Source organism: Micromonospora sp. BQ32 (genome assembly GCF_059358895.1).
In genome coordinates, this window is sequence record NZ_JCADBI010000025.1 from 1 (window position 1) to 25,883 (window position 25,883).

25 protein-coding genes are annotated in these 25,883 nt (G+C 70.6%); 5 read left to right on the plus strand and 20 right to left on the minus strand.

Annotation, left to right across the window (positions count from 1 at the left end; all coding sequences use genetic code 11):
• Nucleotides 1–68 precede the first annotated feature (68 nt).
• Complete coding sequence (locus tag AC5L30_RS30635; RefSeq protein ID WP_494871569.1) at nucleotides 69–2,075, minus strand: protein meaA; 2,007 nt, start codon at nucleotides 2,073–2,075, stop codon at nucleotides 69–71.
• A gap of 151 nt (nucleotides 2,076–2,226) precedes the next feature.
• On the opposite strand from AC5L30_RS30635, the gene AC5L30_RS30640 reads away from it, so the two are divergent.
• Nucleotides 2,227–3,078, plus strand: coding sequence for an ABC transporter ATP-binding protein (locus tag AC5L30_RS30640; protein ID WP_494871571.1), 852 nt, complete (start codon nucleotides 2,227–2,229; stop codon nucleotides 3,076–3,078).
• Entirely contained in the window at nucleotides 3,075–3,920 is an 846-nt protein-coding gene (locus AC5L30_RS30645; RefSeq protein WP_494871573.1) for an ABC transporter permease, read from the plus strand. Before AC5L30_RS30640 ends, AC5L30_RS30645 begins: the two co-directional genes overlap by 4 nt.
• Nucleotides 3,921–3,960: 40 nt before the next feature.
• On the opposite strand, the gene AC5L30_RS30650 is transcribed toward AC5L30_RS30645, so the two are convergent.
• Together AC5L30_RS30650 and murA are read right to left on the minus strand one after the other, a co-directional pair.
• The gene (locus AC5L30_RS30650) at nucleotides 3,961–4,809 is read right to left on the minus strand and encodes a 3-hydroxyacyl-CoA dehydrogenase family protein (protein WP_110561611.1); all 849 of its coding nucleotides are present in this window, start codon (nucleotides 4,807–4,809) and stop codon (nucleotides 3,961–3,963) included.
• Between the two features lie 100 nt (nucleotides 4,810–4,909).
• Complete coding sequence (murA, locus tag AC5L30_RS30655; RefSeq protein WP_494871575.1) at nucleotides 4,910–6,352, minus strand: UDP-N-acetylglucosamine 1-carboxyvinyltransferase; 1,443 nt, start codon at nucleotides 6,350–6,352, stop codon at nucleotides 4,910–4,912.
• On the opposite strand from murA, the gene AC5L30_RS30660 reads away from it, so the two are divergent.
• Entirely contained in the window at nucleotides 6,351–6,923 is a 573-nt protein-coding gene (locus AC5L30_RS30660; RefSeq protein ID WP_494871576.1) for a cob(I)yrinic acid a,c-diamide adenosyltransferase, read from the plus strand. The genes murA and AC5L30_RS30660 overlap by 2 nt on opposite strands.
• 402 nt (nucleotides 6,924–7,325) lie before the next feature.
• Here AC5L30_RS30660 and AC5L30_RS30665 read toward each other — a convergent pair whose 3' ends face one another.
• The 13 genes from AC5L30_RS30665 to glyA all read right to left on the minus strand — a co-directional run bounded on the left by AC5L30_RS30665 (nucleotide 7,326) and on the right by glyA (nucleotide 18,328).
• Complete coding sequence (locus tag AC5L30_RS30665) at nucleotides 7,326–7,781, minus strand: DUF2550 domain-containing protein (protein ID WP_112584026.1); 456 nt, start codon at nucleotides 7,779–7,781, stop codon at nucleotides 7,326–7,328.
• 12 nt (nucleotides 7,782–7,793) lie between these two features.
• Nucleotides 7,794–8,075: a F0F1 ATP synthase subunit epsilon gene (locus AC5L30_RS30670; protein ID WP_030333186.1), complete on the minus strand. Its 282-nt coding sequence runs from the start codon at nucleotides 8,073–8,075 to the stop codon at nucleotides 7,794–7,796.
• A gap of 88 nt (nucleotides 8,076–8,163) precedes the next feature.
• Nucleotides 8,164–9,306: an LCP family protein gene (locus AC5L30_RS30675; RefSeq protein WP_494871637.1), complete on the minus strand. Its 1,143-nt coding sequence runs from the start codon at nucleotides 9,304–9,306 to the stop codon at nucleotides 8,164–8,166.
• Between the two features lie 224 nt (nucleotides 9,307–9,530).
• A complete protein-coding gene (gene atpD / locus AC5L30_RS30680; RefSeq protein WP_091405880.1) occupies nucleotides 9,531–10,967 on the minus strand; it encodes a F0F1 ATP synthase subunit beta in 1,437 nt (478 codons plus the stop codon).
• On the minus strand, nucleotides 10,967–11,896 hold the full coding sequence (locus tag AC5L30_RS30685; RefSeq protein WP_091405883.1) for a F0F1 ATP synthase subunit gamma: 930 nt from the start codon (nucleotides 11,894–11,896) through the stop codon (nucleotides 10,967–10,969). Before AC5L30_RS30685 ends, atpD begins: the two co-directional genes overlap by 1 nt.
• A gap of 4 nt (nucleotides 11,897–11,900) precedes the next feature.
• Nucleotides 11,901–13,553 carry a F0F1 ATP synthase subunit alpha gene (atpA, locus tag AC5L30_RS30690; RefSeq protein WP_494871577.1) on the minus strand — a complete coding sequence of 551 codons (1,653 nt, stop codon included), beginning with the start codon at nucleotides 13,551–13,553 and terminating at the stop codon, nucleotides 11,901–11,903.
• Between the two features lie 141 nt (nucleotides 13,554–13,694).
• The gene (locus AC5L30_RS30695; RefSeq protein ID WP_494871578.1) at nucleotides 13,695–14,516 is read right to left on the minus strand and encodes a F0F1 ATP synthase subunit delta; all 822 of its coding nucleotides are present in this window, start codon (nucleotides 14,514–14,516) and stop codon (nucleotides 13,695–13,697) included.
• Nucleotides 14,516–15,055 carry a F0F1 ATP synthase subunit B gene (locus AC5L30_RS30700; protein WP_130404094.1) on the minus strand — a complete coding sequence of 180 codons (540 nt, stop codon included), beginning with the start codon at nucleotides 15,053–15,055 and terminating at the stop codon, nucleotides 14,516–14,518. The genes AC5L30_RS30695 and AC5L30_RS30700 overlap by 1 nt, the downstream gene beginning before the upstream one ends.
• 28 nt (nucleotides 15,056–15,083) lie before the next feature.
• Nucleotides 15,084–15,326, minus strand: coding sequence for an ATP synthase subunit C-like protein (locus AC5L30_RS30705; RefSeq protein WP_278148820.1), 243 nt, complete (start codon nucleotides 15,324–15,326; stop codon nucleotides 15,084–15,086).
• A gap of 67 nt (nucleotides 15,327–15,393) precedes the next feature.
• Complete coding sequence (gene atpB / locus AC5L30_RS30710) at nucleotides 15,394–16,191, minus strand: F0F1 ATP synthase subunit A (RefSeq protein WP_425740449.1); 798 nt, start codon at nucleotides 16,189–16,191, stop codon at nucleotides 15,394–15,396.
• An 11-nt stretch (nucleotides 16,192–16,202) separates the two neighbouring features.
• Nucleotides 16,203–16,439 (minus strand): AtpZ/AtpI family protein, encoded by a 237-nt coding sequence (locus AC5L30_RS30715; protein ID WP_088951984.1) that lies wholly within the window; start codon nucleotides 16,437–16,439, stop codon nucleotides 16,203–16,205.
• A 181-nt stretch (nucleotides 16,440–16,620) separates the two neighbouring features.
• Nucleotides 16,621–17,046 carry a hypothetical protein gene (locus AC5L30_RS30720; protein ID WP_494871579.1) on the minus strand — a complete coding sequence of 142 codons (426 nt, stop codon included), beginning with the start codon at nucleotides 17,044–17,046 and terminating at the stop codon, nucleotides 16,621–16,623.
• On the minus strand, nucleotides 17,039–18,328 hold the full coding sequence (gene glyA, locus AC5L30_RS30725) for a serine hydroxymethyltransferase (RefSeq protein ID WP_494871581.1): 1,290 nt from the start codon (nucleotides 18,326–18,328) through the stop codon (nucleotides 17,039–17,041). The genes AC5L30_RS30720 and glyA overlap by 8 nt, the downstream gene beginning before the upstream one ends.
• 35 nt (nucleotides 18,329–18,363) lie before the next feature.
• Here glyA and AC5L30_RS30730 point away from each other — a divergent pair, with 35 nt between their 5' ends.
• Nucleotides 18,364–19,824 (plus strand): SDR family oxidoreductase, encoded by a 1,461-nt coding sequence (locus tag AC5L30_RS30730; protein WP_494871582.1) that lies wholly within the window; start codon nucleotides 18,364–18,366, stop codon nucleotides 19,822–19,824.
• 10 nt (nucleotides 19,825–19,834) lie between these two features.
• Here the strand turns inward: AC5L30_RS30730 and AC5L30_RS30735 are convergent, their stop codons facing one another.
• The 4 genes from AC5L30_RS30735 to prmC all read right to left on the minus strand — a co-directional run bounded on the left by AC5L30_RS30735 (nucleotide 19,835) and on the right by prmC (nucleotide 24,259).
• The gene (locus AC5L30_RS30735; RefSeq protein WP_494871583.1) at nucleotides 19,835–21,946 is read right to left on the minus strand and encodes a transglycosylase domain-containing protein; all 2,112 of its coding nucleotides are present in this window, start codon (nucleotides 21,944–21,946) and stop codon (nucleotides 19,835–19,837) included.
• A 106-nt stretch (nucleotides 21,947–22,052) separates the two neighbouring features.
• Nucleotides 22,053–22,664, minus strand: a complete 612-nt coding sequence (locus tag AC5L30_RS30740; RefSeq protein WP_494871584.1) for an arsenate reductase/protein-tyrosine-phosphatase family protein — start codon at nucleotides 22,662–22,664, stop codon at nucleotides 22,053–22,055.
• Nucleotides 22,665–23,312 (minus strand): L-threonylcarbamoyladenylate synthase, encoded by a 648-nt coding sequence (locus AC5L30_RS30745; protein ID WP_494871639.1) that lies wholly within the window; start codon nucleotides 23,310–23,312, stop codon nucleotides 22,665–22,667.
• Entirely contained in the window at nucleotides 23,312–24,259 is a 948-nt protein-coding gene (prmC, locus tag AC5L30_RS30750) for a peptide chain release factor N(5)-glutamine methyltransferase (protein WP_494871585.1), read from the minus strand. The genes AC5L30_RS30745 and prmC overlap by 1 nt, the downstream gene beginning before the upstream one ends.
• Nucleotides 24,260–24,332: 73 nt before the next feature.
• Between prmC and AC5L30_RS30755 the strand changes: the two genes are divergently transcribed.
• Nucleotides 24,333–25,877, plus strand: a complete 1,545-nt coding sequence (locus AC5L30_RS30755) for a GGDEF domain-containing protein (RefSeq protein ID WP_494871587.1) — start codon at nucleotides 24,333–24,335, stop codon at nucleotides 25,875–25,877.
• Nucleotides 25,878–25,883: the final 6 nt, after the last annotated feature.

Here is a 25,883-nt window from a genome sequence, read left to right on the forward strand (position 1 = left end):
CAAGAGTCACGTCCGCTGCTACCAACCATCAGCCCATCACCATCAGGCCAACCCGGCCAGCCTCACAGTCAGGGCAGGTCGTTGGCGCGACGGATGACCGTCACCAGGTCGTCGATGATGCCGGTGAGGGCGAAGTCCTTCGGGGTGAAGACCCGGGCGACTCCGGCCGCCCGGAGGGTGTCCGCGTCACCGGCCGGGATGATGCCGCCCACCACCACCGGCAGGTCCGGCCGGCCGGCGGCGCGCAGCCCGTCGAGCACCGCGGGCACGGCGGCCAGGTGTGATCCGGAGAGCACGGAGAGCCCGACCAGGTCGACGTCCTCCTCCACGGCGGCGGCGACGATCTGCCCCGCGGTCAACCGGATGCCCTGGTAGACGACCTCGAAGCCGGCGTCCCGGGCGCGTACCGCGATCTGCTCCGCGCCGTTGGAGTGCCCGTCCAGGCCGGGTTTGCCAACCAGCAGCCGCAGCCGGCCGCTGCCCAGCTCCCGCGCGGTGGCGGTGACCCGCTCGCGGACCGCCGCGAGGCCCGGCTCGCCGCCGCCGCCGGTGGCGCCGGCCAGGCCGGTCGGTGCCCGGTACTCGCCGAAGACCTGGCGCAGCGCGCCGGCCCACTCGCCGGTGGTCACCCCGGCCCGCACGCACTCCAGGGTGGCCGGCATCAGGTTGGTGGTGGTCGCGGCGTCCGCGCGGAGCCGGGCCAGCGCCGCGTCGACGACGTCCGCGTCCCGGTCGGCCCGCCACCGGCGTACGCCGTCCGCGGCGGCCGCCTCGACCGCGGGATCGACCTGCTCGACGGCGCCCGCACCGGCGGCGGTCAGTGGGGAGGGCTCGGTCTCGGTGTACCGGTTGACCCCGACCACCACGTCGGCACCGGACTCCATCCGGCGGCGGCGTTCGGCCAGCGACGCGACCAGCGCGCTCTTGAGGTAACCGGTCTCCACGGCGGCGACCACGCCACCCAGCTCCAGCACACTGTCCAGCTCGACCCGCGCCCCGGTGACGACCTCGTCGACCAGCGCGGTCATCACGTGCGAGCCGGCGAAGAGGTCGGGATATTCGAGCAGATCCGACTCGTACGCCAGGACCTGCTGCATCCGCAACGACCACTGCTGGTCCCACGGGCGGGGCAGGCCGAGCGCCTCGTTCCAGGCGGGCAGTTGGACCGCGCGGGCCCGGGCGTCGCGGGACATCGTCACGCCGAGCATCTCCAGCACGATGCGCTGGATGTTGTTCTCCGGCTGCGCCTCGGTGAGGCCGAGCGAGTTGACCTGCACGCCGTAGCGGAACCGCCGTTGCCGGGCGTCGGTGACCCCGTACCGGTTCCGGGTGATCTCGTCCCAGAGCACGCCGAACGCGCGCATCTTGGCGATCTCCTCGACGAAGCGCGCCCCGGCGTTGACGAAGAACGAGATCCGCTGGACCACGTCGCCCATCCGCTCGGCCGGCACCTGACCGGAGTCACGCACCGCGTCGAGCACGGCGACCGCGGTGGCCAGCGCGAAGCCGACCTCCTGCACGGGCGTCGCGCCGGCCTCCTGGAGGTGGTACGAGCAGATGTTGACCGGGTTCCACCGGGGCATCTCGCGCAGCGTGTACGCCACCACGTCGGCGGTCAGCCGCAGCGACGCCGCCGGCGGGAAGATGTAGGTGCCCCGGGACAGGTACTCCTTGATGATGTCGTTCTGGGTGGTGCCGGCGCAGCGGCCTAGGTCGGCGCCCTGCTCCAACCCGACGGTGCCGTACAGGGCGAGCAGCCACATCGCCGGGGCGTTGATGGTCATCGAGGTGTTCGTGTCGGCGAGCGGCAGACCGTCGAAGAGCGCCCGCATGTCGCCGAGGTGGGCCACCGGCACGCCGACCCGTCCGACCTCGCCGGCGGCGAGTTCGTGGTCCGGGTCGTACCCGGTCTGGGTGGGCAGGTCGAAGGCGACCGAGAGACCGGTCTGCCCCTTCGCCAGGTTGCGGCGGAAGAGGGCGTTGGTCGCCGCGGCCGACGAGTGGCCGGCGTAGGTGCGCATCACCCACGGGCGGTCCCGCTCGGGCAGCCGCCCCGGGAGTGCCGTCTCATCCATGGCCGGAGTCTAAGTTACCGTTCAGTAAAAGGAGCTGTGGAAAACCACACAGGTCCATGTCGGGGACGTCCGGGTGCCAAGCGCCCGCAGTGGCGCGGACCGCTACACCCCGGGCATCACCCGGCCCGGGTCAGGACGCACACTGGACGGCATGGATGACGAGCTGGCCATCTCCGTCCGAGGACTGCGCAAGGCGTACGGCGACAACGTCGCGGTGGCGGGCGTGGATCTCGACGTCCACCGCGGTGAGGTGTTCGCGTTGCTCGGCCCGAACGGCGCCGGCAAGACCACCACGGTGGAGATCCTGGAGGGCTACCGCCGCCGGGATGCCGGCGAGGTCACCGTCCTCGGCGTCGACCCGGCCCAACCGGGCGCCGACTGGCGGTCCCGGGTCGGCATCGTGCTCCAGGGCACCGGCGAGTTCGACGAACTGACCGTGGCCGAGGTGATCCGGCACTTCTCCGGCTTCTATCCCGACGCGGACGACCCGGACAAGGTGATCGAGCGGGTCGGGCTGGCCGCCAAGGCGAAGGCCCGTACACACACCCTCTCCGGCGGGCAGAAGCGCCGCCTGGACGTGGCCCTGGGCATCATCGGCCGCCCCGAACTGCTCTTCCTCGACGAGCCGACCACCGGCTTCGACCCGGAGGCCCGCCGTGAGTTCTGGGAGCTGATCCGTGACCTCGCCGCGGCCGGCACCACCATCGTGCTCACCACCCACTACCTGGACGAAGCCGAGGCCCTCGCCGACCGGGTCGGCGTGATCGCCGGCGGTCGGCTGGTCGAGGTCGCCGCTCCCAACCGGCTGGGCAATCGGCAGGAGGCCCTCGCGACGGTCTCCTGGCGTACCCCGGAAGGGACGCTGGAGAGCGCGCAGAGCGCGACGCCGACGGCCTTCGTGGCCGACCTCGCCACGCGCTACGGCGGCGAGGTCCCCGGGCTCACGGTGACCCGGCCGACCCTGGAGGACGTCTACCTCACCATGATCGGACACGCGCGATGACGACCACCACGAAGCCGGCGACGCCGGTCGCCGCGACCCGCAGCCGACGGCCGGGTGCCGGTGCGCTCGCCCTGCGCCAGGGCCGGCTGGAGATCACCCAGTTCCTGCGCAGCCGGGAATCGGTGGTCTTCACGATGGGCTTCCCCATCATCATGATCCTGATCTTCGCGTCGATCTTCGACGGCACGATCGGCGGCGGGGTCAAGTTCACCCAGTACTTCATCACCGGCATGATCGCGACCGGCCTGATGACGGTGAGCTTCCAGAACCTCGGCATCTGGATCCCGATCGAGCGGGACCGGGGCGTGCTCAAGCGCTACCGGGGCACGCCGATGCCGAAGTGGGTCTGGTTCGCCGGCAAAGTGATCATGGTGGTGGCGATCGGCATCGCCGAGACGGCGCTGCTGCTGGCCGTCGCGGTGGCGCTGTTCGACCTCGACCTGCCGGGCACCGCCGCGAAGTGGTTCACCTTCGGCTGGGTCGCCGTGCTCGGGGTGACCGCGTGCACCCTGTGCGGCATCGCGATCTCGTCGCTGGCCCGCACCGCGCGCAGCGGCTCGGCGGTGGTCACCCCGGTCGCCCTGGTGCTCCAGTTCATCTCCGGGGTGTTCTTCGTCTTCACCGACCTCCCCACCTGGATGCAGCAGGTGGCGGCGCTGTTCCCGCTCAAGTGGATGTGCCAGGGGCTGCGGTCGGTGTTCCTGCCGGAGAGCTTCGGCGCCCAGGAGCCGGGCGGCTCGTTCGAGCTGGGCCGGGTGGCGGTGGTGCTGGCCCTGTGGTGCGTGATCGGTGTGGTGCTCTGCCTGACCACCTTCCGCTGGACCACCAAGCGCGACGGCTGACCGGCCGACCGGGGCGGACACCCGCCCCGGTCGCCACACCTCAGTACGTGTAGAAGCCCTTGCCGGTCTTGCGGCCCAGATCGCCGGCGGTGACCATCCGCTGGAGCAGCTCCGGCGGGAAGAACTTCTCGTCGGCGGTGTCGGTGTAGATGTTCTTCGAGGCGTGCAACAGCACGTCCACGCCGGTCAGGTCGGTGGTGGCCAACGGGCCCATCGCGTGCCCGAAGCCCAGCCGGCAGGCGGTGTCCAGGTCCTCCGCGGACACCACCCCGGACTCGACCAGCTTGACCGCCTCCATCACCAGGGCGGAGATCAGCCGGGTCGTGACGAAGCCGGCGATGTCCCGGTTGACCACGACGACGGTCTTGCCGATCTCCTCGGCGAACGCCCGCGCGGTGTCCAGCGTGGCGTCGCTGGTCTTGTAACCACGCACCAGCTCGCAGAGCTGCATCATCGGCACCGGGGAGAAGAAGTGGGTGCCGACGACCGCCTCGGGCCGCTCGGTCACCGCGGCGATCTGGGTGACCGGGATGGCCGAGGTGTTGGTGGCGAGGACCGCGTCCGACTTGCAAATCTTGTCCAGGGCGCGGAACACCTCGTGCTTGATCTCCAGCCGCTCGAAGACCGCCTCGACCACGATGTCCGCGTCCGCCGCCGCCTCCAGGTCGGTGGTCGGGGTGATCCGAGCCAGCGTCGCCTCGACCTCGGACGCCTCGATCTTGCCCTTCTCGGCGAACTTCTCCAGTGACTTCCGAATGCCGCCGAGACCCCGGGTGGTGGCCGCGTCGTCCAGGTCGCGCAGCGTCACCTGCCAGCCCGCCTGCGCCGCCACCTGGGCGATGCCGGAACCCATCAACCCGGCCCCGACGACCGCGAGTCGACCCGCCATCTACTTCTCCCTCGCTGCGATTGAGTGCCTGCCTGCACCCTAGTCGGCGAGCCTGAACGATGGCTAAGCGGCGGTCGGGCCGGGTTGCCGGGGTCCGGCCTCAGATCTCCAAGGCCGGCTCCTCCGGCGTGGTGCCCCGCTCGACCGCCACCCCGAGCGCACGCAGGTCGGCCACGAAGTCCGGGTAGCCCCGGTCGACGTGGTGCACGTGGGAGACCTCGGTGACCCCCTCCGCGCAGAGCCCCGCGATGATCAACCCTGCTCCGGCACGGATGTCGGTGGCCCGCACCGGGGCACCGGAGAGTCGATCCCGGCCGCGGACCACCGCGTGGTGCCCGTCGGTCTTGATGTCCGCGCCGAGCCGCATCATCTCGTTGGCGAACATGAACCGGCCGTCGAAGATGTTCTCGGTGATCAGGGAAGCGCCGTCACTGACGGCCGCCAGCCCGATCGCCATCGGCAGCAGGTCGGTGGCGAAGCCGGGGTACGGCAGCGTCACCACGTCCACCGCCCGGGGCCGCTCGTCCATCCGTACCCGGAAGCCATCCCCCCGGGTCTCCACCAACCCGCCGGCGGCCACCACCTTGTCCAGGGCGACCTCCAGGAAGGCCGGGTCCAGCCCGGTCACCGTCACATCGCCCCGGGTCATCGCCGCGCCGAACGCCCAGGTGCCGGCGACGATCCGGTCCCCCACCGTGGCATGGCGCACCGGACGCAGACCGGGCACACCGGTGATCCGCAACGTGGACGTGCCCGCACCAGCGATGCGCGCACCCATCTGGTTGAGCATCGTGCAGATGTCGACGATCTCCGGCTCCCGGGCCGCGTTGTCGATCATCGTGGTGCCCTGGGCCAGCACCGCCGCCATCACCAGGTTCTCGGTCGCGCCGACGCTGGGAAAATCCAGCACGATGTCCGCGCCACGCAGCCCGTGCGGGGCGGAGGCAATGACGAAGCCGTGCTCACCGGAGATCTCCGCGCCCATCCGGGTCAGCCCGGAGACGTGCATGTCCAACCCCCGCGACCCGATGGCGTCGCCGCCGGGATGGGCCACCCGCACGTACCCCCGACGGGCCAGCAGTGGGCCGAGCACGCAGATCGACGCGCGCAACCGTCGGACCAGGTCGTAGTCGGCCTCCGCGCCCGGCTGCTCGGGTACGTCGATGGTCACCGACCGGGACCGGGCCACGCCGCCACGAGCGACCATCGGGTCGACCGGGTCGTCCGCGTCGAACTGGACGTCGCAGCCCAGCCGACGCAGCACCTCCCCCATGATCGCGATGTCGGTGATCCGGGGGACGTTGGTGATCACGCTGCGGCCCGGCGCGAGCAGCGCGGCCGCCATCAGCTTCAACGCCGAGTTCTTGGCACCCACCACGTGCACGGTGCCGGCCAGCCGGGCGTCACCGCGAACCCGGATGACGTCGACATCGTTGACCGCCGGATCGCCGGCGTCGCCGGGGCCCACCACCACCGGCCAGCCGGCGGTGCTGTCCGGCCGCGCCGGGATCGTCAGGTCGGGAATCCGTAGGCTGTGCGTCATGGCCGTCCACCTCACGCGCATCTACACCAAGGCCGGCGACGCCGGCATGACCAGGCTGAGCAACAACGAGCAGGTGCCGAAGACCGATCCACGGATCGCCGCGTACGCCGATGTCGACGAGTGCAACGCGGCGCTCGGCGTCGCGCTCGCGCTGGGAAACCTCGACGAGGAGCTGCGTGGCGTACTGGGGTCGGTGCAGAACGACCTGTTCGACGTCGGCGCCGACCTGTCCACCCCGGTCGAGCCGGAGCCGAAGTACCCGCCGCTGCGGGTGACCGAGGAGTACGTCGAGCGCCTGGAGGGCTGGTGCGACGAGTACAACGCACGCCTGAGCAAGCTCGACTCCTTCATCCTCCCCGGCGGCACCGCGGGCGCGGCGCTGCTGCACGTGGCGCGGACCGTCGCCCGGCGTGCGGAACGGGCGGCGTGGGCGCTCGTCAGCCACGATCCGGACCGAACCAGCACGCTCCCGGCAAAGTATCTCAACCGGCTCTCCGATCTGCTCTTTATCCTGTCAAGAACGGCAAATCCGGCAGGAGATGTGCTATGGGTGCCGGGCGGCAAGCGCTGAACGTCGGCGCTCCGCACCACGTCGAGATCTGGGTTCCCACTCTGCCCGCCACCACGCGTAGCCAAGGCCGACTCCTCAGCGAGCCAGACAGACCAACACCTGGATCAACTTCAGGCCAGGACTCGCCCCCACCGTGATCGACTCGGGCTCATGAAACAGGGGCGTCCCGACCGACAGAACACCCCAACATCAAGGAAACCGAGTCGACCACCCCGGCCGCACCGCCAAGGGGGCGAGACCCGGCCGCACCGGTAACGGCAGGTGATGGAAACCGCGCCGGACCGACGCACAGTGGCAACGACGGGTTTCCGGGGGAGCCCGCCCGGCGCAGGGATCAAGCCTGACCGCCCGGAGCCGGGCGGGCTCCCCCGGAAACCCAAAGAGCGACCACGGAAGAGCCGATCAGGCAGCCGGCCAGTCCTGGGAGGCCATACGCGGCGAGACCGCCCCCGGAGGGGCGGCCTCGAGCCAAGAGAGGAAACCGGTCACGGTCGATCGCGCCATGGCGATCTCCACCGGTGCGTGGTTACTGGTACAGCGGAGGATCACCCAGTCGGCCGGCATGGAGAACCGCTCCTGACCTTCGGGCAACCGGCGGCGCTCCACGGCAAGCCCCTTGCGGGAGAGCACCCGCTTGGGCCGGATCGCGAAGCTGAACATCCGGTACCAGCGCAGTTCGTCACCGGCGAACCGGCCGAAGCCGGGCGACCAGCCACGGCCGTCGAGCATGGTGGAGACCCGGACGCTGAGCCGGATGATGCCACCGCTGCGGGTGACCAGAGCTCGCCGGACGAAGAGGGTCAGCAGCGCACCGAGGATGACGACAACGCCGATTCCGAATCCTTCGACGATCTCCATCCCCGGTGTGGCTCAGCGGCTCTGCGCGGAAACCGGGGTTGCGCTCTCGGCCAGCACGGTGACACCGTCGGCGCTCACCGAGAGGAAGCCGCCGGCCACCTCGTAGGCGACCTGCTCACCGCCAGCGAGCTTGATGCGCACCTGGCCGGGCTCGGCGAGCTGGCCGAGCAGCGGCGCGTGCCCCGGCAGGACACCCAGCTCGCCCTCGGTCGTCCGGGCGACGACCATCTCGGCGTCACCGGACCAGACCTTCTCCTCGACGGCGACGAGCTCGACGTGAAGCTGCTGTGCCACGCTGTCTCCTTGCTGCGGCTACGGATTGCCGAAAGTCTAGCCTGACGACGTGGCGCGCCCAACGCGGGTGGCGACAACGGCGTCTTGACTACTTGGCCTTGTTCACGAATTCCGGGTGCTCGAGCAGGAACGGGTCGAGCTGCTCGTTGTGCAGGGCGGTGAAGAAGTCCGGGACCCCCTCCTGGAACTGCTCCCCCAGGTACTTCTTACCTTCGAAGACCCCACCACCGGGCAGTTTGATCATCTCAATGGTGTTCGGGCGGATGTCCTTCAGGGCGAGCCCGAAGTCGACCACGCTGTTACCCCGACCGCTGAAGATCAGCGACTGGCCGGCGGCGCGGAGCACCTTGTCCAGCTTGATCGGGTTGGACACCACGTCGGCGCTGAACGCCTGGCCGACCATGGCCTTGACGAACTGCTGCTGGTGGCGCTGCCGACCGTAGTCGGAATCCAGGACGCCGTTCTTCGGGTAGCGCTGCCGGACGTAGTCCAACGCCTGCCACCCACTCAGGTGCCGGTTGCCCTTCTTGTAGACAGCCTGCGGGCCGACGTAGCCCTCGCCACGGGTGTTGCCCGGCCGCGGCTTGCCGTCCGGCTGCTTGTGCTCCGACCTCACGTCGCGCTCGATGTACATGTCGACGCCACCCATGGCGTCGACGATCTTCTGGAAGCCGGTGAAGTTGATGATCGCGCCGGCGTCGAAGCGCTTGATGCCGGTCACCTTCTGCACGGTGGTGGCCAGCAGCTCGAAGCCCCGTGCCGCGTCGGGGTTGGCCCCCGGCACCTTGCTGCCGAACGACATGGCAGCGTTGATCTTGGTGGTCTCGCCCGGGAAGTCGGCCTTCTTGAACGCCGGGATGTCCACGTAGAGGTCACGGGGCAGTGAGAACAGGTAGCCCCGGTCCATCGACGCCGGCACGTGCAGCACCATGATCGAGTCGGCCAGCGGCGCGGCCGTCGGCGTACGCGGGTCGATGCCGACGAGCAGGATGTTGAGCGGACCCTTGATGTCGCTCTTCTTCGCCTGGGCTCCCGCCGCCTGGTCACCGAAGAGGTCAGCCTTGCCGACGGACCCCTCGTAGCGGGCCATCAGCACCTCGGTGCCGACCAGCACCGCGCCGCTGAGCACGGTCAGCACGGTGCCGAACACCGTGCAGAGTCGGGCCCACCGCGGCACACCTCGCCAGATGGACGGCTTGCGGCCACTCTTGCCGGCCTTACCCACGAGCAGCTCCGTTCGTTACGCCCACAAGGAGGAAGACGGGCGCACGTCGTCGAAAGGTTGCAAAGATCAACGCTCGTTCAGGTGAGCGCGGAACGAACCGTAGCTCGACAGCCGCGGAAGTGACGACCACGAGTAACGGACCGCGACGATGGTAAGACGCGAACATGAACAAAAGACTGCCCCGGCATTGCCGGGGCAGTCTTTTTGCTACAGATCGGATGGGAGCTAGGTCAGCTCTTCATCAGCTCCTCAGCCTTGCGCTCCAGGTCCTCGAGACCGCCGCACATGAAGAACGCCTGCTCGGGGAAGTGGTCGTACTCACCCTCGCTGATCTTGCGGAACGCCTCGATGGTCTCCTTGATCGGGACCGTCGAACCCGGCACGCCGGTGAACTGCTCCGCCGCGTAGGTGTTCTGCGAGAGGAAGCGCTCGATCCGCCGCGCGCGCTGCACGGTGATCTTGTCTTCCTCGGAGAGCTCCTCGATGCCGAGGATGGCGATGATGTCCTGCAGGTCGCGGTAGCGCTGCAGGATCCGCTTCACCTCGGTGGCCACCTGGAAGTGCTCGTTGCCGACGAACTCCGGGGCGAGGATCCGGGACGAGGACGCCAGCGGGTCCACCGCCGGGTAGATGCCCTTGTCGGAGATCGACCGCTCCAGGTTGGTGGTCGCGTCCAGGTGGGCGAACGTGGTGGCCGGCGCCGGGTCGGTGTAGTCGTCCGCCGGCACGTAGATCGCCTGCATGGACGTGATGGCCTGGCCCCGGACGGAGGTGATCCGCTCCTGGAGTTCGCCCATCTCGTCGGCCAGGGTCGGCTGGTAACCCACGGCGCTCGGCATCCGGCCGAGCAGGGTGGACACCTCCGAACCGGCCTGCGTGAAGCGGAAGATGTTGTCGATGAAGAGCAGCACCTCCTGCTTCTTCACGTCCCGGAAGTACTCGGCCATGGTCAGCGCGGAGAGCGCCACCCGCAGCCGGGTGCCCGGCGGCTCGTCCATCTGGCCGTAGACCAGCGCGGTCTTGTCGATGACGCCGGACTCGGTCATCTCGGCGATGAGGTCGTTGCCCTCACGGGTGCGCTCACCCACGCCGGCGAAGACCGAGGTACCACCGAAGTTGCGGGCAACCCGGGTGATCATCTCCTGGATGAGCACCGTCTTGCCCACGCCCGCACCGCCGAACAGGCCGATCTTGCCGCCCTTGACGTACGGGGCGAGCAGGTCGATGACCTTGATGCCGGTCTCCAGCATCTCGGTCTTCGGCTCCAGGTCCGCGAAGGCCGGAGCCTTGCGGTGGATGCCCCACCGGTCGTCGGCCTCGAACGTCTCGCCCTCTTTGAGGTTGAGCACCTCGCCGATCGCGTTGAACACCTTGCCCTTGACCGCGTCGCCCACCGGCACCGTGATCGGCTCGCCGCGGTCGCGCACCTCGGCGCCACGGACCAGGCCGTCGGTCGGCTGCATCGAGATGGCACGGACCAGGTTGTCGCCCAGGTGCTGGGCAACCTCCAGGGTCAGCGTCTTCTCACCGCCGGACAGGTTCACCTTCACGTTCAAGGCGTTGAACAGGGGCGGCATGGCGTCGCGCGGGAATTCGGCGTCGACGACCGGGCCGATGACCCGGACCACGCGACCCGTGGCCGTCTTGGTCTCTACTGGTGCAGTCATCACACTTCACTTCCCGACGCGGCCAGCGCGTTGGCGCCGCCGACGATCTCGCTGATCTCCTGGGTGATCCCGGCCTGGCGAGCCGAGTTCATCTCGCGCGTGTACTTCTCGATCATCTCTTCGGCGTTGTCGGTGGCGCTCTTCATCGCCCGCCGACGCGACGCCGACTCACTCGCCGCCGACTCGATCAACGCCGCGTAGATCCGCGTGTTGATGTACCTCGGCAGGAGCGCGTCGAGCAGCGCCTCCGCCTCCGGCTCGAACTCGTACGCCGGCAGCAACCCCTCGGAGCGCGGCCGGTCCTCCACCTGCATCGGACCGATGACCTTGGTGACCGGGTTCTGCGTCATGAGCGAGTGGAACTCGGTGTAGACGATGTGCAACTCGTCGACGCCGAGCACCCCGTCCGCTCCGGCACCGCCGTCGACGTCGTCCGCACCGGCCGTGAACGCCTTGATCAGCGTCTCACCAACGGTACGGGCGTCCTCGAACGACGGCTGCTCGCTGAACCCGGTCCAGTTCGCCTCGATCGGCCGTTCGCGGAACCGGTAGAACCCGACGCCCTTACGCCCGATGACGTAGAGCACCGGCTCCTTGCCGTCCGCCTTGAGCCGCGCGATCAGCGACTCCGCCATCCTGATCGCGTTGGAGCTGTAACCGCCGGCCAGGCCACGGTCGCTGGTGACCAACAGGACGCCGGCCCGCCGCACCCGCTCGCGCGGGGTGAGCAGCGGGTGGTCGATCCGCGCGTTGGACGCCAGCGCCGTGAGCACGCCGGTGATGGCCTGGGCGTACGGCAGGGACGCCTGCACCCGGGCCTGAGCCTTGGCGATCCGGCTCGTCGCCACGAGCTCCATCGCCTTGGTGATCTTCTTCATCGACTTCGCCGAGCGGATCCGTTGACGAAGAACGCGTACCTGGGCCGCCACGGGATCAGCTCTCGGCCGGGCGGTCGGTCGCGCCGTCGCGGAAGCGGGTCACCGTCTCGCGGCTCTCGTCGCCCTCAAGCGGCGCGGCCGGCGCGTCGTTGACCCGACGCTCCTCGTCCTTGTTGAGGAAGACCTGCTTGAACTCGGCGATCGCGCTGTCCAGCGAGCCGATGATGTCATCGTTCCACTGGTTGTCGGCGATGCCGGCCAGCACACCCTGGTGCTTGTGCCGCAGGTACTGGAGGAACTCGGACTCGAAGCGCCGGACCTCACCCACCGGGATGTCGTCCAGCTTGCCCTCGGTGCCGGCCCAGACCGAGACGACCTGCTCCTGCACCGGGAACGGCGAGTAGTTCGGCTGCTTGAGCAGCTCCACCAGGCGCGAACCGCGGTCCAGCTGGGCGCGGGAGGCCCGGTCCAGGTCGGAGGCGAAGGCGGCGAACGCCTCCAGCTCGCGGTACTGGGCGAGGTTGAGCCGCAGCGAACCGGCGACCTTCTTCATCGGCTTCACCTGCGCGGCGCCGCCGACCCGGGAGACCGAGGTACCGACGTTGATCGCCGGACGGACGCCCTGGTTGAACAGGTCGGTCTCCAGGAAGATCTGGCCGTCGGTGATCGAGATGACGTTGGTCGGGATGAAGGCCGAGATGTCGTTGGCCTTCGTCTCGATGATCGGCAGACCGGTCATCGAGCCGCCACCCAGCTCGTCGGAGAGCTTCGCGCAGCGCTCCAGCAGGCGGGAGTGCAGGTAGAAGACGTCACCCGGGTACGCCTCACGGCCCGGCGGGCGACGCAGCAGCAGCGACACGGCGCGGTACGCCTCGGCCTGCTTGCTCAGGTCGTCGAAGACGATCAGGACGTGCTTGCCGCCGTACATCCAGTGCTGCCCGATGGACGAGCCGGTGTACGGGGCGAGGTACTTGAAGCCAGCCGGGTCGGAGGCCGGCGAGGCGACGATGGTGGTGTACTCCATCGCGCCCGCCTCCTCGAGCTGCCCCTTGATGGAGGCGATCGTGGAGGCCTTCTGGCCGATGGCGACGTAGATGCAGCGAACCTGCTTCTTCGGGTCGCCGGTGCGCCAGTTGTCCCGCTGGTTGAGGATGGCGTCCAGAGCGACCGTGGTCTTACCGGTCTTCCGGTCACCGATGATCAGCTGCCGCTGACCCCGACCGATCGGGGTCATCGCGTCGATGGCCTTGATGCCGGTCTGCAGCGGCTCGTCGACGGACTGCCGGGACATCACGTTCGGAGCCTGCAGCTCCAGCTCGCGGAAGCCCTCGTTGGCGATGTCGCCGAGCGCGTCGATCGGCTCACCGAGCGCGTTGACCACGCGGCCGAGGAAGGCGTCGCCGACCGGAACGGAGAGAACCCGCTCGGTGCGCTTGACGCGCTGCCCCTCCTCCAGCTTGGCGGAGTCACCGAGAACGACGACGCCGATCTCCCGGACGTCGAGGTTCAACGCCACGCCGAGCGTGCCGTCCTCGAACTCCAGGAGCTCGTTGGTCATGGTCGAGGGCAGGCCCTCGACGTGGGCGATACCGTCACCGGTGTCGGCGACGGTGCCGACCTCCTCGCGGGAGACGTCGGACGAGTAGGAAGAGACGTAGCGCTCCAGGGCGCCGCGGATCTCCTCCGTCGAGATGGTCAGCTCGGCCATCCTCTGCTTCCTTAAAATTCAGGGGCCCGGGATACCTAGTACCGACCGGTCCGAATGGCGTCTGTCATTCCGGGCGCTGCGCGACCCAGCCACCCCGACGCTGGGCGGCAGGGCCGCTCAGCCGCGGGGCGGCGAAGCCGATCAGCGCTTCGCGAGCGCGTTGCGGGTCTCGTTGAGGCGGCGCAGGATGGTGCCGTCGTACAGGTCGGAGCCGACCCGCACGCTCACGCCACCCAGGACGTGGGGGTCCACCGTCTGCTTGACGGAGACCTCTCGACCGTATAGCCCAGCGAGGCTCGCACCCAGCCGGCGCTCCTCCTCGTCACTCAACGGGGCCGCCACGGTGACGTACGCCACCTGACGGTCCCGCCGTTCGGCGGCGAGTTCCACGAGCCGGGTGAGCGATCCGCTGAAGGAGCGCCCCCCGAAGCCGGACAGCGCCACCTCGATGAGGCGGACGGTGGCCAGGCGGGTCTTGCCGGCCAGCAACTGGCCGACCAGGACCCCGCGCTGGTCCACTGGTGCCGCGGGGTTGGACAGCACCGCCGAGAGCTCGGGCTCGTTGGCGACGACCTGCCCGAAGCGGAACAGCTCGTCCTCGACCTCGCCCAGGTCACCGGCGGCCTCGGTGCTGGCCAGCACCGCCTCCACGCCGAGTCGCTCGACGGCGTCGAGCAACTCCGACGGTGCCGACCAACGGCCGGACACCAGCGCGGCGAGCAGCTCGAGCGCACCCTCGCCGACCTTGCCGCGCAGCATCCCGCCGAGCAGGTCGGCGCGGTCCGCGCCGGACCGGGCCGGGTCCGAGAGCGCCCGGCGCAGCCGGGGCTCCCGTCGCAGCAGCCCGCCGACGGCGAGCAGGTCGTTCGCGGTGTGTGCCACCGCGACCGCGTCATTGCCGCGGACGTACGCGTCGAGGTGCTCGGCCCCGACCTTGTACGACTCCCGGCTGGCGGCCTGCATCAGCGGGCCCCCGTGCTCTCGAGACCGCTCAGGAACCGGTCGACGGTGCCCTTGCGCCGCGCCTCGTCGGCCAGCGACTCGCCAACGATCTTGCTGGCCAGATCCACCGCGATCGTGCCGACCTCCGCGCGCAGCTCGCGCACGATGGTGGCCCGCTCGGCGGCGAGCGCGTCCTTGCCCGCCTGGATGACCCGGTCGGACTCTTCCCGCGCCTTGGCGAGGATGTCCTGCCGGATGCCCTCGGCGTCGGCCCGCGCGTCGTCACGGATCTTGGCGGCGTCGGTCCGGGCCTCAGCGAGCTGGGCACGGTACTGCTCGAGCAGCTGGTTCGCCTCGGCCTGGGCGGCCTCGGCGCGCTTGATGCCGCCCTCGATCGCGTCGACCCGAGCCTGGAACGTCTGCTCCATGCGCGGGAAGACGAACTTCATCAGCACGAAGCAGAGCACGGCGAAGGCCACCGAACCGACCACGATCTCCTGCCAGAGCGGGATGATCGGGTTGTGGGCGGACTCACCACCCTCGGCGGCGAGGAAGTACATGGAAGACCTCCCGGTCGAAAGGGCTGGATCAGGCGGCGTTGCCGGCCCAGATGAAGCCGAAGGCGATGCCCAGCAGCGCGAGCGCCTCGATGACGGCGAAGCCGATCCAGACGTACGGCAGGGTCATCCGGGACGACTCCGGCTGGCGGGCGGTCGACTGGATGTAGGCAGCGAAGACCAGGCCAACGCCGATGCCCGGGCCGATGGCGGCGAGACCGTAGCCGATGGCAGCGGTGCTACCGGTGACCTCGGCGAGAACGCTAGCGTCCATTGGTGTGGTTCCTCCTGGTTATCACACGTGACTCTCACGCGGGACGACAACGGATGGTGCGGGTGGATCAGTGCTCGTCGGCGAGCGCGCCCTGCACGTAGCTGGCGGTGAGGACGGTGAAGACGTATGCCTGCAGGCAGATCACCAGGAACTCGAGGAAGGTGAGCGCGATGGTCATCACCCAGGAGAGCACCGAGACCGGGGCCAGCCAGGCGTTGGCGCTCAGCATCGCGAAGCCGCCGAGCGTGAAGACCAGCAGGAGCATGTGACCGGCGAACATGTTCGCGAAGAGACGAACCGCGAGCGAGAACGGCCGGACGATGAAGGTCGAGAAGAGCTCGATCGGGATCAGCAGCGGCAGGATGTACCAGGGTGCCGGCGGGATCAGCGAGTTCTTGAAGTATTTGACGAAGCCGTGCTTCTTGATGCCGATGTAGTTGAACAGCACGTAGCTGATGATCGCGAGGATCGCCGGGAAGGCGATGTGCGAGTTCGGCGAGATCTGGAAGAGCGGGATGATCGCGAACGCGTTCGTCAGCAGCACGAAGCAGAAGAGCGTCGTGAAGTAGGGCGCGAAACGCACACCCGCGTGCCCGATCATGTCGACCGCGATGTTGTTGCGCACGAAGCCGTAGATCGACTCGGCGAACCACTGCTTCTTGGTCGGCACCAGCTGCGGGTTCCGGTAGGTCGCCAGGAAGAAGATGATCAGGACGCCGACCGCGATCCAGACCATCGCCGTGATCTTGGTGAACCAGTAGGAGTCGTGGGCACCCCAGGGCAGAATGCTGGGCAGGTAGAAGTCCTCCACCGTGGGTGGGAATGCCGCCTGGCCCGCTGCCAGAACGTTCGCCTGTCCGAACACCGCGTCCCTTCCTAAGTAGGCGTGCCGAGTCGGCGGACGACCAGGATGATGCCCCCAGCCATACCGAGCACGACGCCGATCCCGGTGGCGACGCCGCCGGTGTCGAGCCACTGGTCAATCAGCCAGCCGATGAAACCCCACACGAGCATGCCTCCGATGAGGTAGCTGAGCGCGGTCCAACCCTGACCGGCACCGGACGGAATGTCGTCCGGTTCGCCGGCGGGACGGGGGGTTTGGTCACCAGCCATGACGGGGCGAACGATATCAGCCGGGAAGACGAGGCTGTGCCTCACCCCCCGCACAACCGTCGTTGTGTGGGCTTCTCGTGGGCGCCGTCGTCTGTGGGCACGCTACTCCCCTTCCGCCCGTCGGAAAATGACCGGAGGCCGACACATTGCCGCGCGTCCGAAAGGTGGGACGACCGCCAGGTCAGCTCTGCGCCCGACGAGCGTGCACGGTGGTCAGCCACCAGATGTGCACTGCCGTCCACACTGCCACCCCGGCGACGATGCCGAGGCAGAGAGGGATCAAACCGGGCCAACCGGTCGAGGCCACCGCCACCATCACCACACCCAGCAGGCTGAACTTCAGCACGTACAGGCCCAGGCCGAGCGGCAGCAACAGCTGCGGGTTGATCTGGTCGGCCCGGGCCAGCACCACCGTGGTGAGGGTGTAGCTGAGCACGGTGACGCCCACGCCGGCCGCCGCGCCGAGCGCGGCCGTCACACCGCCGGTCACCCCACCCACCACCGCGGCGACCGCGGCGAGCGCCGCCGACGCGGCCAGCAACACCGGCAGGTGCCGCAGCCGCCACCGCCGGTCGGTGTCCGGCTCGACCACCCCGGGCTCAGCCACGGGGGTACGCCGGAAATGCCGCGACCAGCTCGGACACCTCGGCACCGAGCCGGGTCAACTCGTCGGCCCCGCCCGGAGCCCCGGGATCGGTGCGCACCGCACGGGCGATCAGGGTCGCCACCTGGCGCAGCTCCCCCTCGCGCATCCCCTGGGTGGTGACGCTCGGGGTGCCCACCCGGATACCGGAGGCCACCGTCGGCGGCTGCGGGTCGTACGGGATCGCGTTCTTGTTCAGGGTGATCGACGCGGCGTCGCAGCGGCGCTCGGCCTCGGCGCCGGTCATCCCCAGCTCCCGCAGGTCGATCAGGGCGAGGTGGGTGTCGGTGCCACCGGACACCGGGCGCATCCCCTCGTCGGCCAACCCGGCGGCGAGCGCCTGGGCGTTGCTGATCACCTGCCTCGCGTACGTCTGGAACTCCGGCTGGGCGGCCTCGCGCAGCGCGACCGCCTTCGCCGCGACCGCGTGCATCAGCGGGCCGCCCTGGGTGAACGGGAAGACCGCCTTGTCGATCCGCTGGGCCAACGACTCGCGGCACAGGATCATGCCGCCGCGCGGACCGCGCAGCACCTTGTGGGTGGTGGCGCAGACGACATCGGCGTACGGCACCGGGGACGGGATCGCCCGACCGGCCACCAGGCCGATGAAGTGCGCCGCGTCCACCATCAGGTACGCGCCGACCTCGTCGGCGATCTCCCGGAACCGCGCGAAGTCGATCAGGCGCGGGTACGCGGTGGCCCCACAGATGATCAGCTTGGGTCGGTGCGTCCGCGCCAGGTCCCGTACCTCGTCGTAGTCGATCTGCTCGGTGTCCGGCCGGACCGGGTAGCCGACCGGGTGGAACCACTTGCCGGAGAAGTTCACCCGGCTGCCGTGGGTGAGGTGCCCGCCGTGCGGCAGGTCCATCGCCAGCACCGTGTCCCCCGGCTGCACCAGCGCGGCGTACGCGGCCAGGTTGGCGCTCGCCCCGGAGTGCGGCTGAAGGTTGGCGTGCTCGGCCCCGAAGAGCTCCTTGGCCCGGGCGATGCCGATCTCCTCGGCCCGGTCCACCTCGGCGCAGCCGCCGTAGTAACGCCGGCCCGGGTAACCCTCGGCGTACTTGTTGGTCAGCGTCGAGCCGAGCGCCGCCAGCACCGCCGGGGAGGTCAGGTTCTCGCTGGCGATGAGCTGCAGGCCGCCGCGCAACCGGTCCAGCTCGCCGAGGACCACCCCGGCGATCTCCGGATCAGTGGCCCTGAGCTGCGCGAAATCCGGCCCCCAGAAGGTGCTCGTCTCGGTCTCCACAGCGAACGAGTCTAGGGGGCCGCAGACTGGGACCTGTGAGATGCCTCGTCACCGGAGCGACCGGCTACATCGGCGGGCGGTTGACGCCGCTGCTGCTCGCCGACGGGCACACCGTGCGCTGCCTCGCCCGCAAGGCGGTGCGGCTGCGTGACGTGCCCTGGGCCTCGGCGGCCGAGATCGTCGAGGGGGACCTGAGTCGACCGGAGACGCTGGCCGCCGCGTTCGCCGACGTGGACGTCGCGTACTTCCTGGTGCACTCACTGGGGCGGCCCGACTTCGAGGCCGCCGACCGCACGGCGGCGACCAACTTCGCCGCGGCGGCCCGCGCGGCCGGCGTCCGGCGGATCGTGTACCTGGGCGGTCCGCTGCCGGCGACCGACGCGGTCCCCTCGCCGCACCTGCGCTCCCGGGCCGAGGTGGGCCGGATCCTGCTGGCCAGCGGGGTGCCCACGGCGGCGCTTCGGGCCGCGGTGATCATCGGCTCGGGTTCGGCATCGTTCGAGATGCTGCGGTACCTGACCGAGCGACTGCCCGCCATGATCACGCCGCGTTGGGTGCGCAACCGGATCCAGCCGATCGCCGTCCGCGACGTGCTGAACTACCTGGTCGGCTGCACCGCGCTGCCGCCGGAGGTCAACCGGGGCTTCGACATCGGCGGGCCGGACGTGCTCACGTTCCGCGAGATGATGCAGCGCTACGCCCGGGTGGCCGGGCTGCGCCGGCGGATCATCGTGCCGGTCCGGGTGCTCACCCCGTCGCTCTCCTCGCACTGGGTCGGCCTGATCACCCCGGTGCCGAATGCCATCGCCCGCCCACTGGTGGAGAGCCTGATCCAGGAGGCGGTCGCGGACGAACACGACATCGCCCGCTATGTCCCCGACCCGCCCGGAGGGCTGACGGGCTTCGACGACGCGGTGGCGCTGGCGCTGGTCAAGGTGCGCGACGCCCAGGTGGAGACCCGCTGGTCCACCGCGAGCGGCCCGGACGCACCCGCCGAGCCGCTGCCCACCGACCCGGTGTGGTCCGGTGGCACCGCCTACACCGACATCCGGGAACGGGCGGTGGACGCGCCACCCGCGGCGCTCTGGCGGGTCGTCGAGGGCGTCGGCGGCGAACACGGCTGGTACTCGTTCCCCCTGGCCTGGTCGATCCGGGGCTGGCTGGACCGGCTGGTCGGCGGGGTCGGGCTGCGCCGGGGCCGACGCGACCCGCACCGCCTCCAGGTCGGCGAGGCGCTGGACTTCTGGCGGGTCGAGGAGATCATCCCCGGTGAGTTGCTGCGGCTGCGCGCCGAGATGCGGCTACCCGGCCGGGCCTGGCTGGAGATGCGGGTACTGCCGGCCGACGACGGTCGCAGCCGCTACCAGCAACGCGCCGTCTTCCTGCCGCGCGGCCTGCCGGGGCACGCCTACTGGAAGTCGGTGGCCCCGTTCCACGCGGTGGTCTTCGGCGGAATGGCCCGCAACATAGCCCGCAACGCCGAACAACCCCGCTGACCGCCCCGGGTCAGTTGCCGGCCTGGGGTTGGGCTTGGAAGGCGGTTCGTTCGCTCGGCGGGACGAAGTCGCGGACCGGTTGGTCGCGCAGGGCGAAGGCGAGCACCTCACCGACCGCGTTTACCAGCTGGGCCTGCACCGCCTGACCGACCGCGTCCCGGGGATCGTCCGGGTTGGCGGCCATCGAGGCGACCGCGAGCTGCGGCGTGAACGCCACCACCGTCTCCGTCTCGTACCGCTCCGAACTGCCGGTCTTACCCGCCACCGGTCGGCCGAGCTTCGCCCGCAGCCCGGGTGCGGTAGCGCCGTCGCAGCGGCCGTACATCGACTGGTCGCCGACCGGGCAGCGGGCGGCGTCGGTGGCCGCCCGCGCGACGTCGGCGTCGAGCACCTGTCGGCAGTCCGGCTTGGCGGCGTCGACCGGTCGGCCGCCCGAGTCGGTGATCGAGACCACCGGCAGCGGCGCGCACCAGGTCCCCTCGGCCGCCACCGTGGCGTACGCGGAGGCCAGGTCCAACGGGGTGGTCGCGGCCACGCCCAGGGTGAACGGACCCCAGTCCTTCGCGCCGTAGCGGGCCAGCCTGGCGTCGGACTCGGCCCGCAGCACGATGCCGAGCCGCTCGGCCATCTCCACCACCCGGTCGGCGCCGACCTTCTCGGTGAGCCAGGCGAAGTACGTGTTCACCGAGCGGCCGAACGCGCTCCACATGGTGCGGGGGCCGTCCATCGACGACGGGCTGGCGTTCGCCGGGCACCACCGTCCGTCGCAACTCGCCCCCCCGGTCACCGGGAAGCGGGTGAGCAACTGGGTCGGCGCCACGAAGTCGGTCGACAGCGGCAGGCCGGACTCCAGCGCGGCCAGCAGGGTGAAAAGTTTGAACGTCGAGCCGCCCTGGTACCCCTCGATCGCGCCGCCGCCGGCGATCAACTGGTTGACGGTGTTCGGACGGTTCTTCTGCCCGACCGGGTTGTCCGCCACGCTGTACGCGCGGTTCACCGACATCGCCAGCACCCGCCCGGTGCCCGGTTGCACCACGGCGGTGGGCACCGCCTCGGCCTTGGCCGTCGGATAGATCTTCAACACCTGCTCGGTGGTGGCCCGCTGCACTCCCGGGTCGAGCGACGACACGATCGAGAAGCCGCCCCGGCGCAGCGTGCGCTGCCGCTCGTCGGCGGTCGCCCCGAACGCGGACTGGCTGCTCCACCAGCGGGTGAACCAGTCGCAGAAGAAGCCCAAGTCGTTGTGCGCCTCGGGCACGCCGGTGCAGTCGTTCGGGGTCGCGCTGGGCCGCAGTTGCAACGGTTCGGCGCGCGCCGCCGCCGCCGCGTCCGCCGACACCTGCCTCGTCTCCACCAGCCGCTCCAACACGTACGACCGTCGGGCCACCGCGCTGTCGGCGTCGCCGTTGATCGGATCGTCGCTGTCCGGCGAGCGCACCAGGCCGGCGAGCAGCGCCGCCTGGGCCAGGGTCAACTCGGCCGGGGACCGGGAGAAGTACCGCTTGCTGGCCGCCGCGATGCCGTACGCCCCGGCGCCGAAGTAGGCGATGTTGAGGTAGCGGGTCAGGATCTCGTCCTTGTCGAGTTCCCGCTCCAACGCGAGCGCGTACCGCATCTCCTGGAGCTTGCGGACGGTGGTGAGTTCGGTGGCGGCGTCCCGCTGCGCCTCGGTCAGTCGGGGGTCGTTGCTGAGCACGTTGCGGACGTACTGCATGGTCAGCGTGGAGGCGCCCTGCCGGGTCCGGCCGTCGCGCTTGTTGACGGTGAACGCCCGGACCACGCCCCGCAGGTCGACCCCGCTGTGCTGGTAGAACCGGACATCCTCGGCGGCCACGATGGCTCGGCGCATCACCGGGGCCACCTCGTGCAGCGGCACGTCCACCCGGTCCTCCTGGTAGAAGGAGGTGATCAGGGTGGTGCCGTCGTTGGCGTAGAGGTTGGAGCGCTGCGCGGTGGGCGGCGTGCGGAGCGTGTTCGGCAACTCGGAGTACGGCGTCGACAGGGCGCTGAAGCCGATCCCGAAAACCAGGGCCGCGGGCAGGGCGGCGGCGGCCAGCACCACCCCGGCCAGCACTCCGGCGATCACCACGGTCAGCAGTTTGTCGAGTTGGGCCCGGATCATCAGCTCTCCCCGCAGGAGCCGGTCACGCTAGGACCCGTTCAGAATGACCCGGAACGCCCCTTTAGCCCTGGGTTTTCCCCAAACCCGGAGGAAACTCGCACCACGCTCAGGGCAGCAGCGCGCCGGCCAGCGGGTGGACCGTCTCCTCGATCTCGTCGGCGACCCGGCTGAAGCACTGGTCGCCACGACCCCACGGGTCGTCCAGATCATCGGTGGGCAGCGCCGAAACGCCCAGCCGCGCATCGTGAGCCGCCGCCACCAGGGCCACCCCCCGGGCGTACACGGCCTCCGGGGTGGCGTCGCCCGGTGGCAGCGCGGCGGCGTCCACCGCGGCCAGCAGCCGGCCGAACTCGCCCAGCACGAAGGTGCGGGCCGCCGCGTCCGGACGGAGCGCCACCACGTACTCCTGCTGGTCGGCGGTGGCGGTCAGGACGAGGTCGGCGGCGTCGATGTGGTCCGAGCGCAGCTTGCGCGCGGCGAACCCCTCCACATCCCCACCCCGGCCGGTGACCTGCCGTGCCGCCGGCGGGTTCATCTCCTCGCCCGCGTGCCAGCCACCCGTGCCGGCGCTGTGGCTGTGCACCAGCTCCTCGGCCTGAGCCGGGTCCTCCGCACGCCGGGCCAGCCGCTCCCGCACCGCCAGGGCGAGCAGCCGCTCCGCCATCGGCGAGCGGCAGATGTTGCCCATGCAGACGTGCAGAACCGTGAACGGGGGCACTCAGACCGCCCGACTGTCGACGAGATCCGGAACCACGTCGCGCAGCTTCTCCAGCGGGATCGCCCCGGCGCGCAACAGCTGCGGCACCTCACCGGTCAGATCCACGATCGTGCTGGGCACCGGGTCCGGGCAGGGCCCGGCCTCCAGATAGGCCCGCACGGAGTAGCTGAGCTGGTCACGCGCCTCGTCGGCGGTGACCGCGGCCGGCTGGCCGGTCTTGTTGGCCGACGAGACCGCCATCGGACCGGTCTCGCGCAGCACCTCCAACGCCACCGGGTGCAGCGGCATCCGCACCGCCACCGTGCCGGTCTTGTCGCCCAGGTCCCACTGCAGGCTCGGCGAGTGCTCGACCACGATCGTCAGGGCACCCGGCCAGAACGCCTCCACCAGATCCCGGGCGGCCGTGGGCAGCGAGAAGACCAACCCGTCCAGGGTGTGCCGCGAGCCGATCAGCACCGGCGGCGGCATCTGCCTGCCCCGGCCCTTGGCGTCCAGCAGCGCCTTCACCGCGTACGGGGTGAACGCGTCCGCGCCGATCCCATACACGGTGTCCGTCGGGAGAACGACCAGCTCGCCGTTCTTGACCGCCTCGATCGCCGCAGCGATGCCGCGGTCCCGATCGGCGGGCGACCGGCAGTCGTAGAGCATCACGAGGAGTCAGTCTGCCACGCCGCACCGATCGGGGCGTGCTGGCCGTCCGCCCGTCGGGACGCGGTCGCGTAGCGGGGACGCCCGGTGAGGTCCAGATGCTCGGCGACACCGGTGAAGCCGCCGTCCTCGGCGAGCAGCCCGGGAACCGCCGCGCCGTGGGTGTCGTCGTGCTCGACGCCGAACACGCCCCCCGGGCGCAGCAGCACCGCCGCCCGGGCGACGACCGGCCGAATCACCACCAGACCGTCCGCGCCGCCGAAGACCGCCTCCGCCGGGTCGTGCCCGGCCACCTCCGGCGGGACCACCACGTCGTCCGGCACGTACGGCGGGTTGCAGAGCAGCACGTCCACCCGGCCCACCAGCTCCGCTAGCAGGTCCGGCGCGGTCACGTCGGCCTCGACCACCTCGATCGGCCGGTCCCCCGCCGCGGCGCGCTCCGCCGCGTTGCGCCGCAGCCAGACCAGCGCCGCCGGGGACCGCTCCACCGCGACCACCCGCGCCCCCGGCAGCTCCTGAGCCACCGCCAGCGCGATCGCGCCCGAGCCGCTGCACAGGTCCACCACCACCGGGTCGGGCCGGCCCCGGGCCTGCTCGACGCCCCAGCCGGCCAACAGCTCGGTCTCCGGCCGGGGCACGAAGACACCCGGGCCGACCGACAGCTCCAGGTGCCGGAACCCGGCCCGACCGGTCAGGTGCTGCAACGGCTCACGCCCGGCGCGGCGGCGGGTCAGCTCGTCGAGTCGCGCCACCTGGCCGTCGCTGAGATCGTCGGCGAGAGCCAGCCGACCGCGGGAAACCCCCAGCACGTACGCCGCCAGCACCTCGGCCTCCACCCGGGCGGAGCCGACCCCGGCGGCGGCGAGCGCGCGGGCCGATCGGGCCACCGCGGCGGACGGCCGGATGGGGCCTGTCCCTCCGGGGGGGTGTTGCGGCAAAGTACTCACGACATAATCATGAAGCGTCGCGGGCGACGTGACGAACAGGTGCGCCCGGGCGCGCACGACAGGAGGTTGGCGGGTGGGCTGGCTCGACCGGGTCGATGACCAGGTTGACGCCCTCACGCACGCCCGGGCGTTGCAGGAGGCCAGCCGCTCCGCAGAGGCGTACGTCCTTCTGGAGCGTGTGATCCGCACCACCAACGACCCGGCGGCACGAGCGGACGCGATGGTGCAGCGCCTCTCCGCGCTGATCAATCTCGGTCGGACCGCGGAGTTCACCCGGGCCATCGAAGAGGCCTCGGCGGCGGTCCGCGACCTCGCCGAGCCCTACCTGCACGGCCACCTCAACGCGCTGGCCGCGCTCGCCGCGCACCACCAAGGCGCGTTGGACCGCTGCGTCATGCACCTCGTCCGAGCGGCCCGGGCGCTGGGCGCCGTCGCCGACCCCGACCGGGATACCGCCTGGGGCTGGCACGACCTGGCCATGGCCTACAGCTACCTCAGCTTCCACGGGTACGCGCTGGGCGCCATCGAGCGGGCCCGACAGCTCGGGCTGACCGCCGGGATCCCGGAGGAGACGTTCGCCGCGCCGGGCATCCGGCTGCGCAACGCCGTGGCCCTGGACCACAACGGCGACAGCGACGGTTGTCTGCGGGTGCTCCGGGACGTGGCCGCCGACCTGACCCGCTTCGTCCGCGCCGGGCGGGCCGGCCAGCTGCGCCCAAGCAGCCTCGCCGCGTACGGCTACGCGGCGGCCCGACAGGCCGCGCTCGGCGACCAGGTGGCGACGGAAGGCCCCGAGCCGGCCCGGTTGATCACTCACGGCGGGGACAGCGCCCGGGCCCGCGACCTGCGTCAGCTCGGGCAGGTGTGCCTCGCCGTCGCCGACGGTCGGCCGATCGAGGCGGTCGCCCGGTTGGACACCGTCCAGGTGTCCAACGAGACGCTTGGGGCGGCCGAGCCGGCCCGGCTGCGCAGCATCGCGCTGACCCGCGCCGGGGACCACCTGGCGGCGCACCGGGCCGACCGGCTGGCGTTCCGGCTCGCCGCGCAGCGCAACGACCGGCTGCGCGACGTCTACATCGACGGCATCGCCGCCCGCATCGACCACGAGGAGATGCGCCGCGAGGCGGCCCGCTTCGAGGGCGAGGCGTTGACCGACCCGCTCACCGGGCTGCCCAACCGCCGCCGGCTGGAGCGGTACATCACCGCCGTGGTCACCCGCGGCGATCGGGTGGTGATCGGTGTCTGCGACCTGGACGGCTTCAAGGCGGTCAACACCCGGCATGGGCACCATTCCGGCGACCTGGTGCTGCAACGCATCGCCGGTGTGATCAACCGGGTGATGCGCCGGGACGACTTCGTGGCCCGTTACGGCGGTGACGAGTTCGTGGTGGTGCTGCCGGACACCGGCATGGCCGAGGCCGCCGAGGTGGCCCGCCGGATCGAGGCCGCGGTCCGCCTGGAGGACTGGGAATCGTTGGTGCCGGGCACCCCGGTCGGGGTGAGCATCGGCTTCGCCGAGGTCTCCGGCGGCAGCGGGCTGCGCGACGCGCTCAGCGTCGCGTTCGAGCAGGCCGACCGCGAGATGCTCCGCGCCAAGACCCGCCCCCGCGCGAGCTGATCACAC

Coding starts and splice junctions, on each gene's coding strand:
- atpA (WP_494871577.1), bottom strand. CDS start 13,553: ATGGCCGAGCTGACCATCTCGACGGAGGAGATCCGCGGCGCCCTGGAG.
- AC5L30_RS30715 (WP_088951984.1), bottom strand. CDS start 16,439: ATGGCTGGTGACCAAACCCCCCGTCCCGCCGGCGAACCGGACGACATT.
- AC5L30_RS30645 (WP_494871573.1), top strand. CDS start 3,075: ATGACGACCACCACGAAGCCGGCGACGCCGGTCGCCGCGACCCGCAGC.
- AC5L30_RS30745 (WP_494871639.1), bottom strand. CDS start 23,312: ATGCTCTACGACTGCCGGTCGCCCGCCGATCGGGACCGCGGCATCGCT.
- AC5L30_RS30705 (WP_278148820.1), bottom strand. CDS start 15,326: ATGGACGCTAGCGTTCTCGCCGAGGTCACCGGTAGCACCGCTGCCATC.
- murA (WP_494871575.1), bottom strand. CDS start 6,352: ATGACGCACAGCCTACGGATTCCCGACCTGACGATCCCGGCGCGGCCG.
- AC5L30_RS30695 (WP_494871578.1), bottom strand. CDS start 14,516: ATGCAGGCCGCCAGCCGGGAGTCGTACAAGGTCGGGGCCGAGCACCTC.
- AC5L30_RS30650 (WP_110561611.1), bottom strand. CDS start 4,809: ATGGCGGGTCGACTCGCGGTCGTCGGGGCCGGGTTGATGGGTTCCGGC.
- AC5L30_RS30660 (WP_494871576.1), top strand. CDS start 6,351: ATGGCCGTCCACCTCACGCGCATCTACACCAAGGCCGGCGACGCCGGC.
- AC5L30_RS30735 (WP_494871583.1), bottom strand. CDS start 21,946: ATGATCCGGGCCCAACTCGACAAACTGCTGACCGTGGTGATCGCCGGA.
- AC5L30_RS30635 (WP_494871569.1), bottom strand. CDS start 2,075: ATGGATGAGACGGCACTCCCGGGGCGGCTGCCCGAGCGGGACCGCCCG.
- AC5L30_RS30700 (WP_130404094.1), bottom strand. CDS start 15,055: ATGTACTTCCTCGCCGCCGAGGGTGGTGAGTCCGCCCACAACCCGATC.
- AC5L30_RS30665 (WP_112584026.1), bottom strand. CDS start 7,781: ATGGAGATCGTCGAAGGATTCGGAATCGGCGTTGTCGTCATCCTCGGT.
- AC5L30_RS30640 (WP_494871571.1), top strand. CDS start 2,227: ATGGATGACGAGCTGGCCATCTCCGTCCGAGGACTGCGCAAGGCGTAC.
- atpD (WP_091405880.1), bottom strand. CDS start 10,967: ATGACTGCACCAGTAGAGACCAAGACGGCCACGGGTCGCGTGGTCCGG.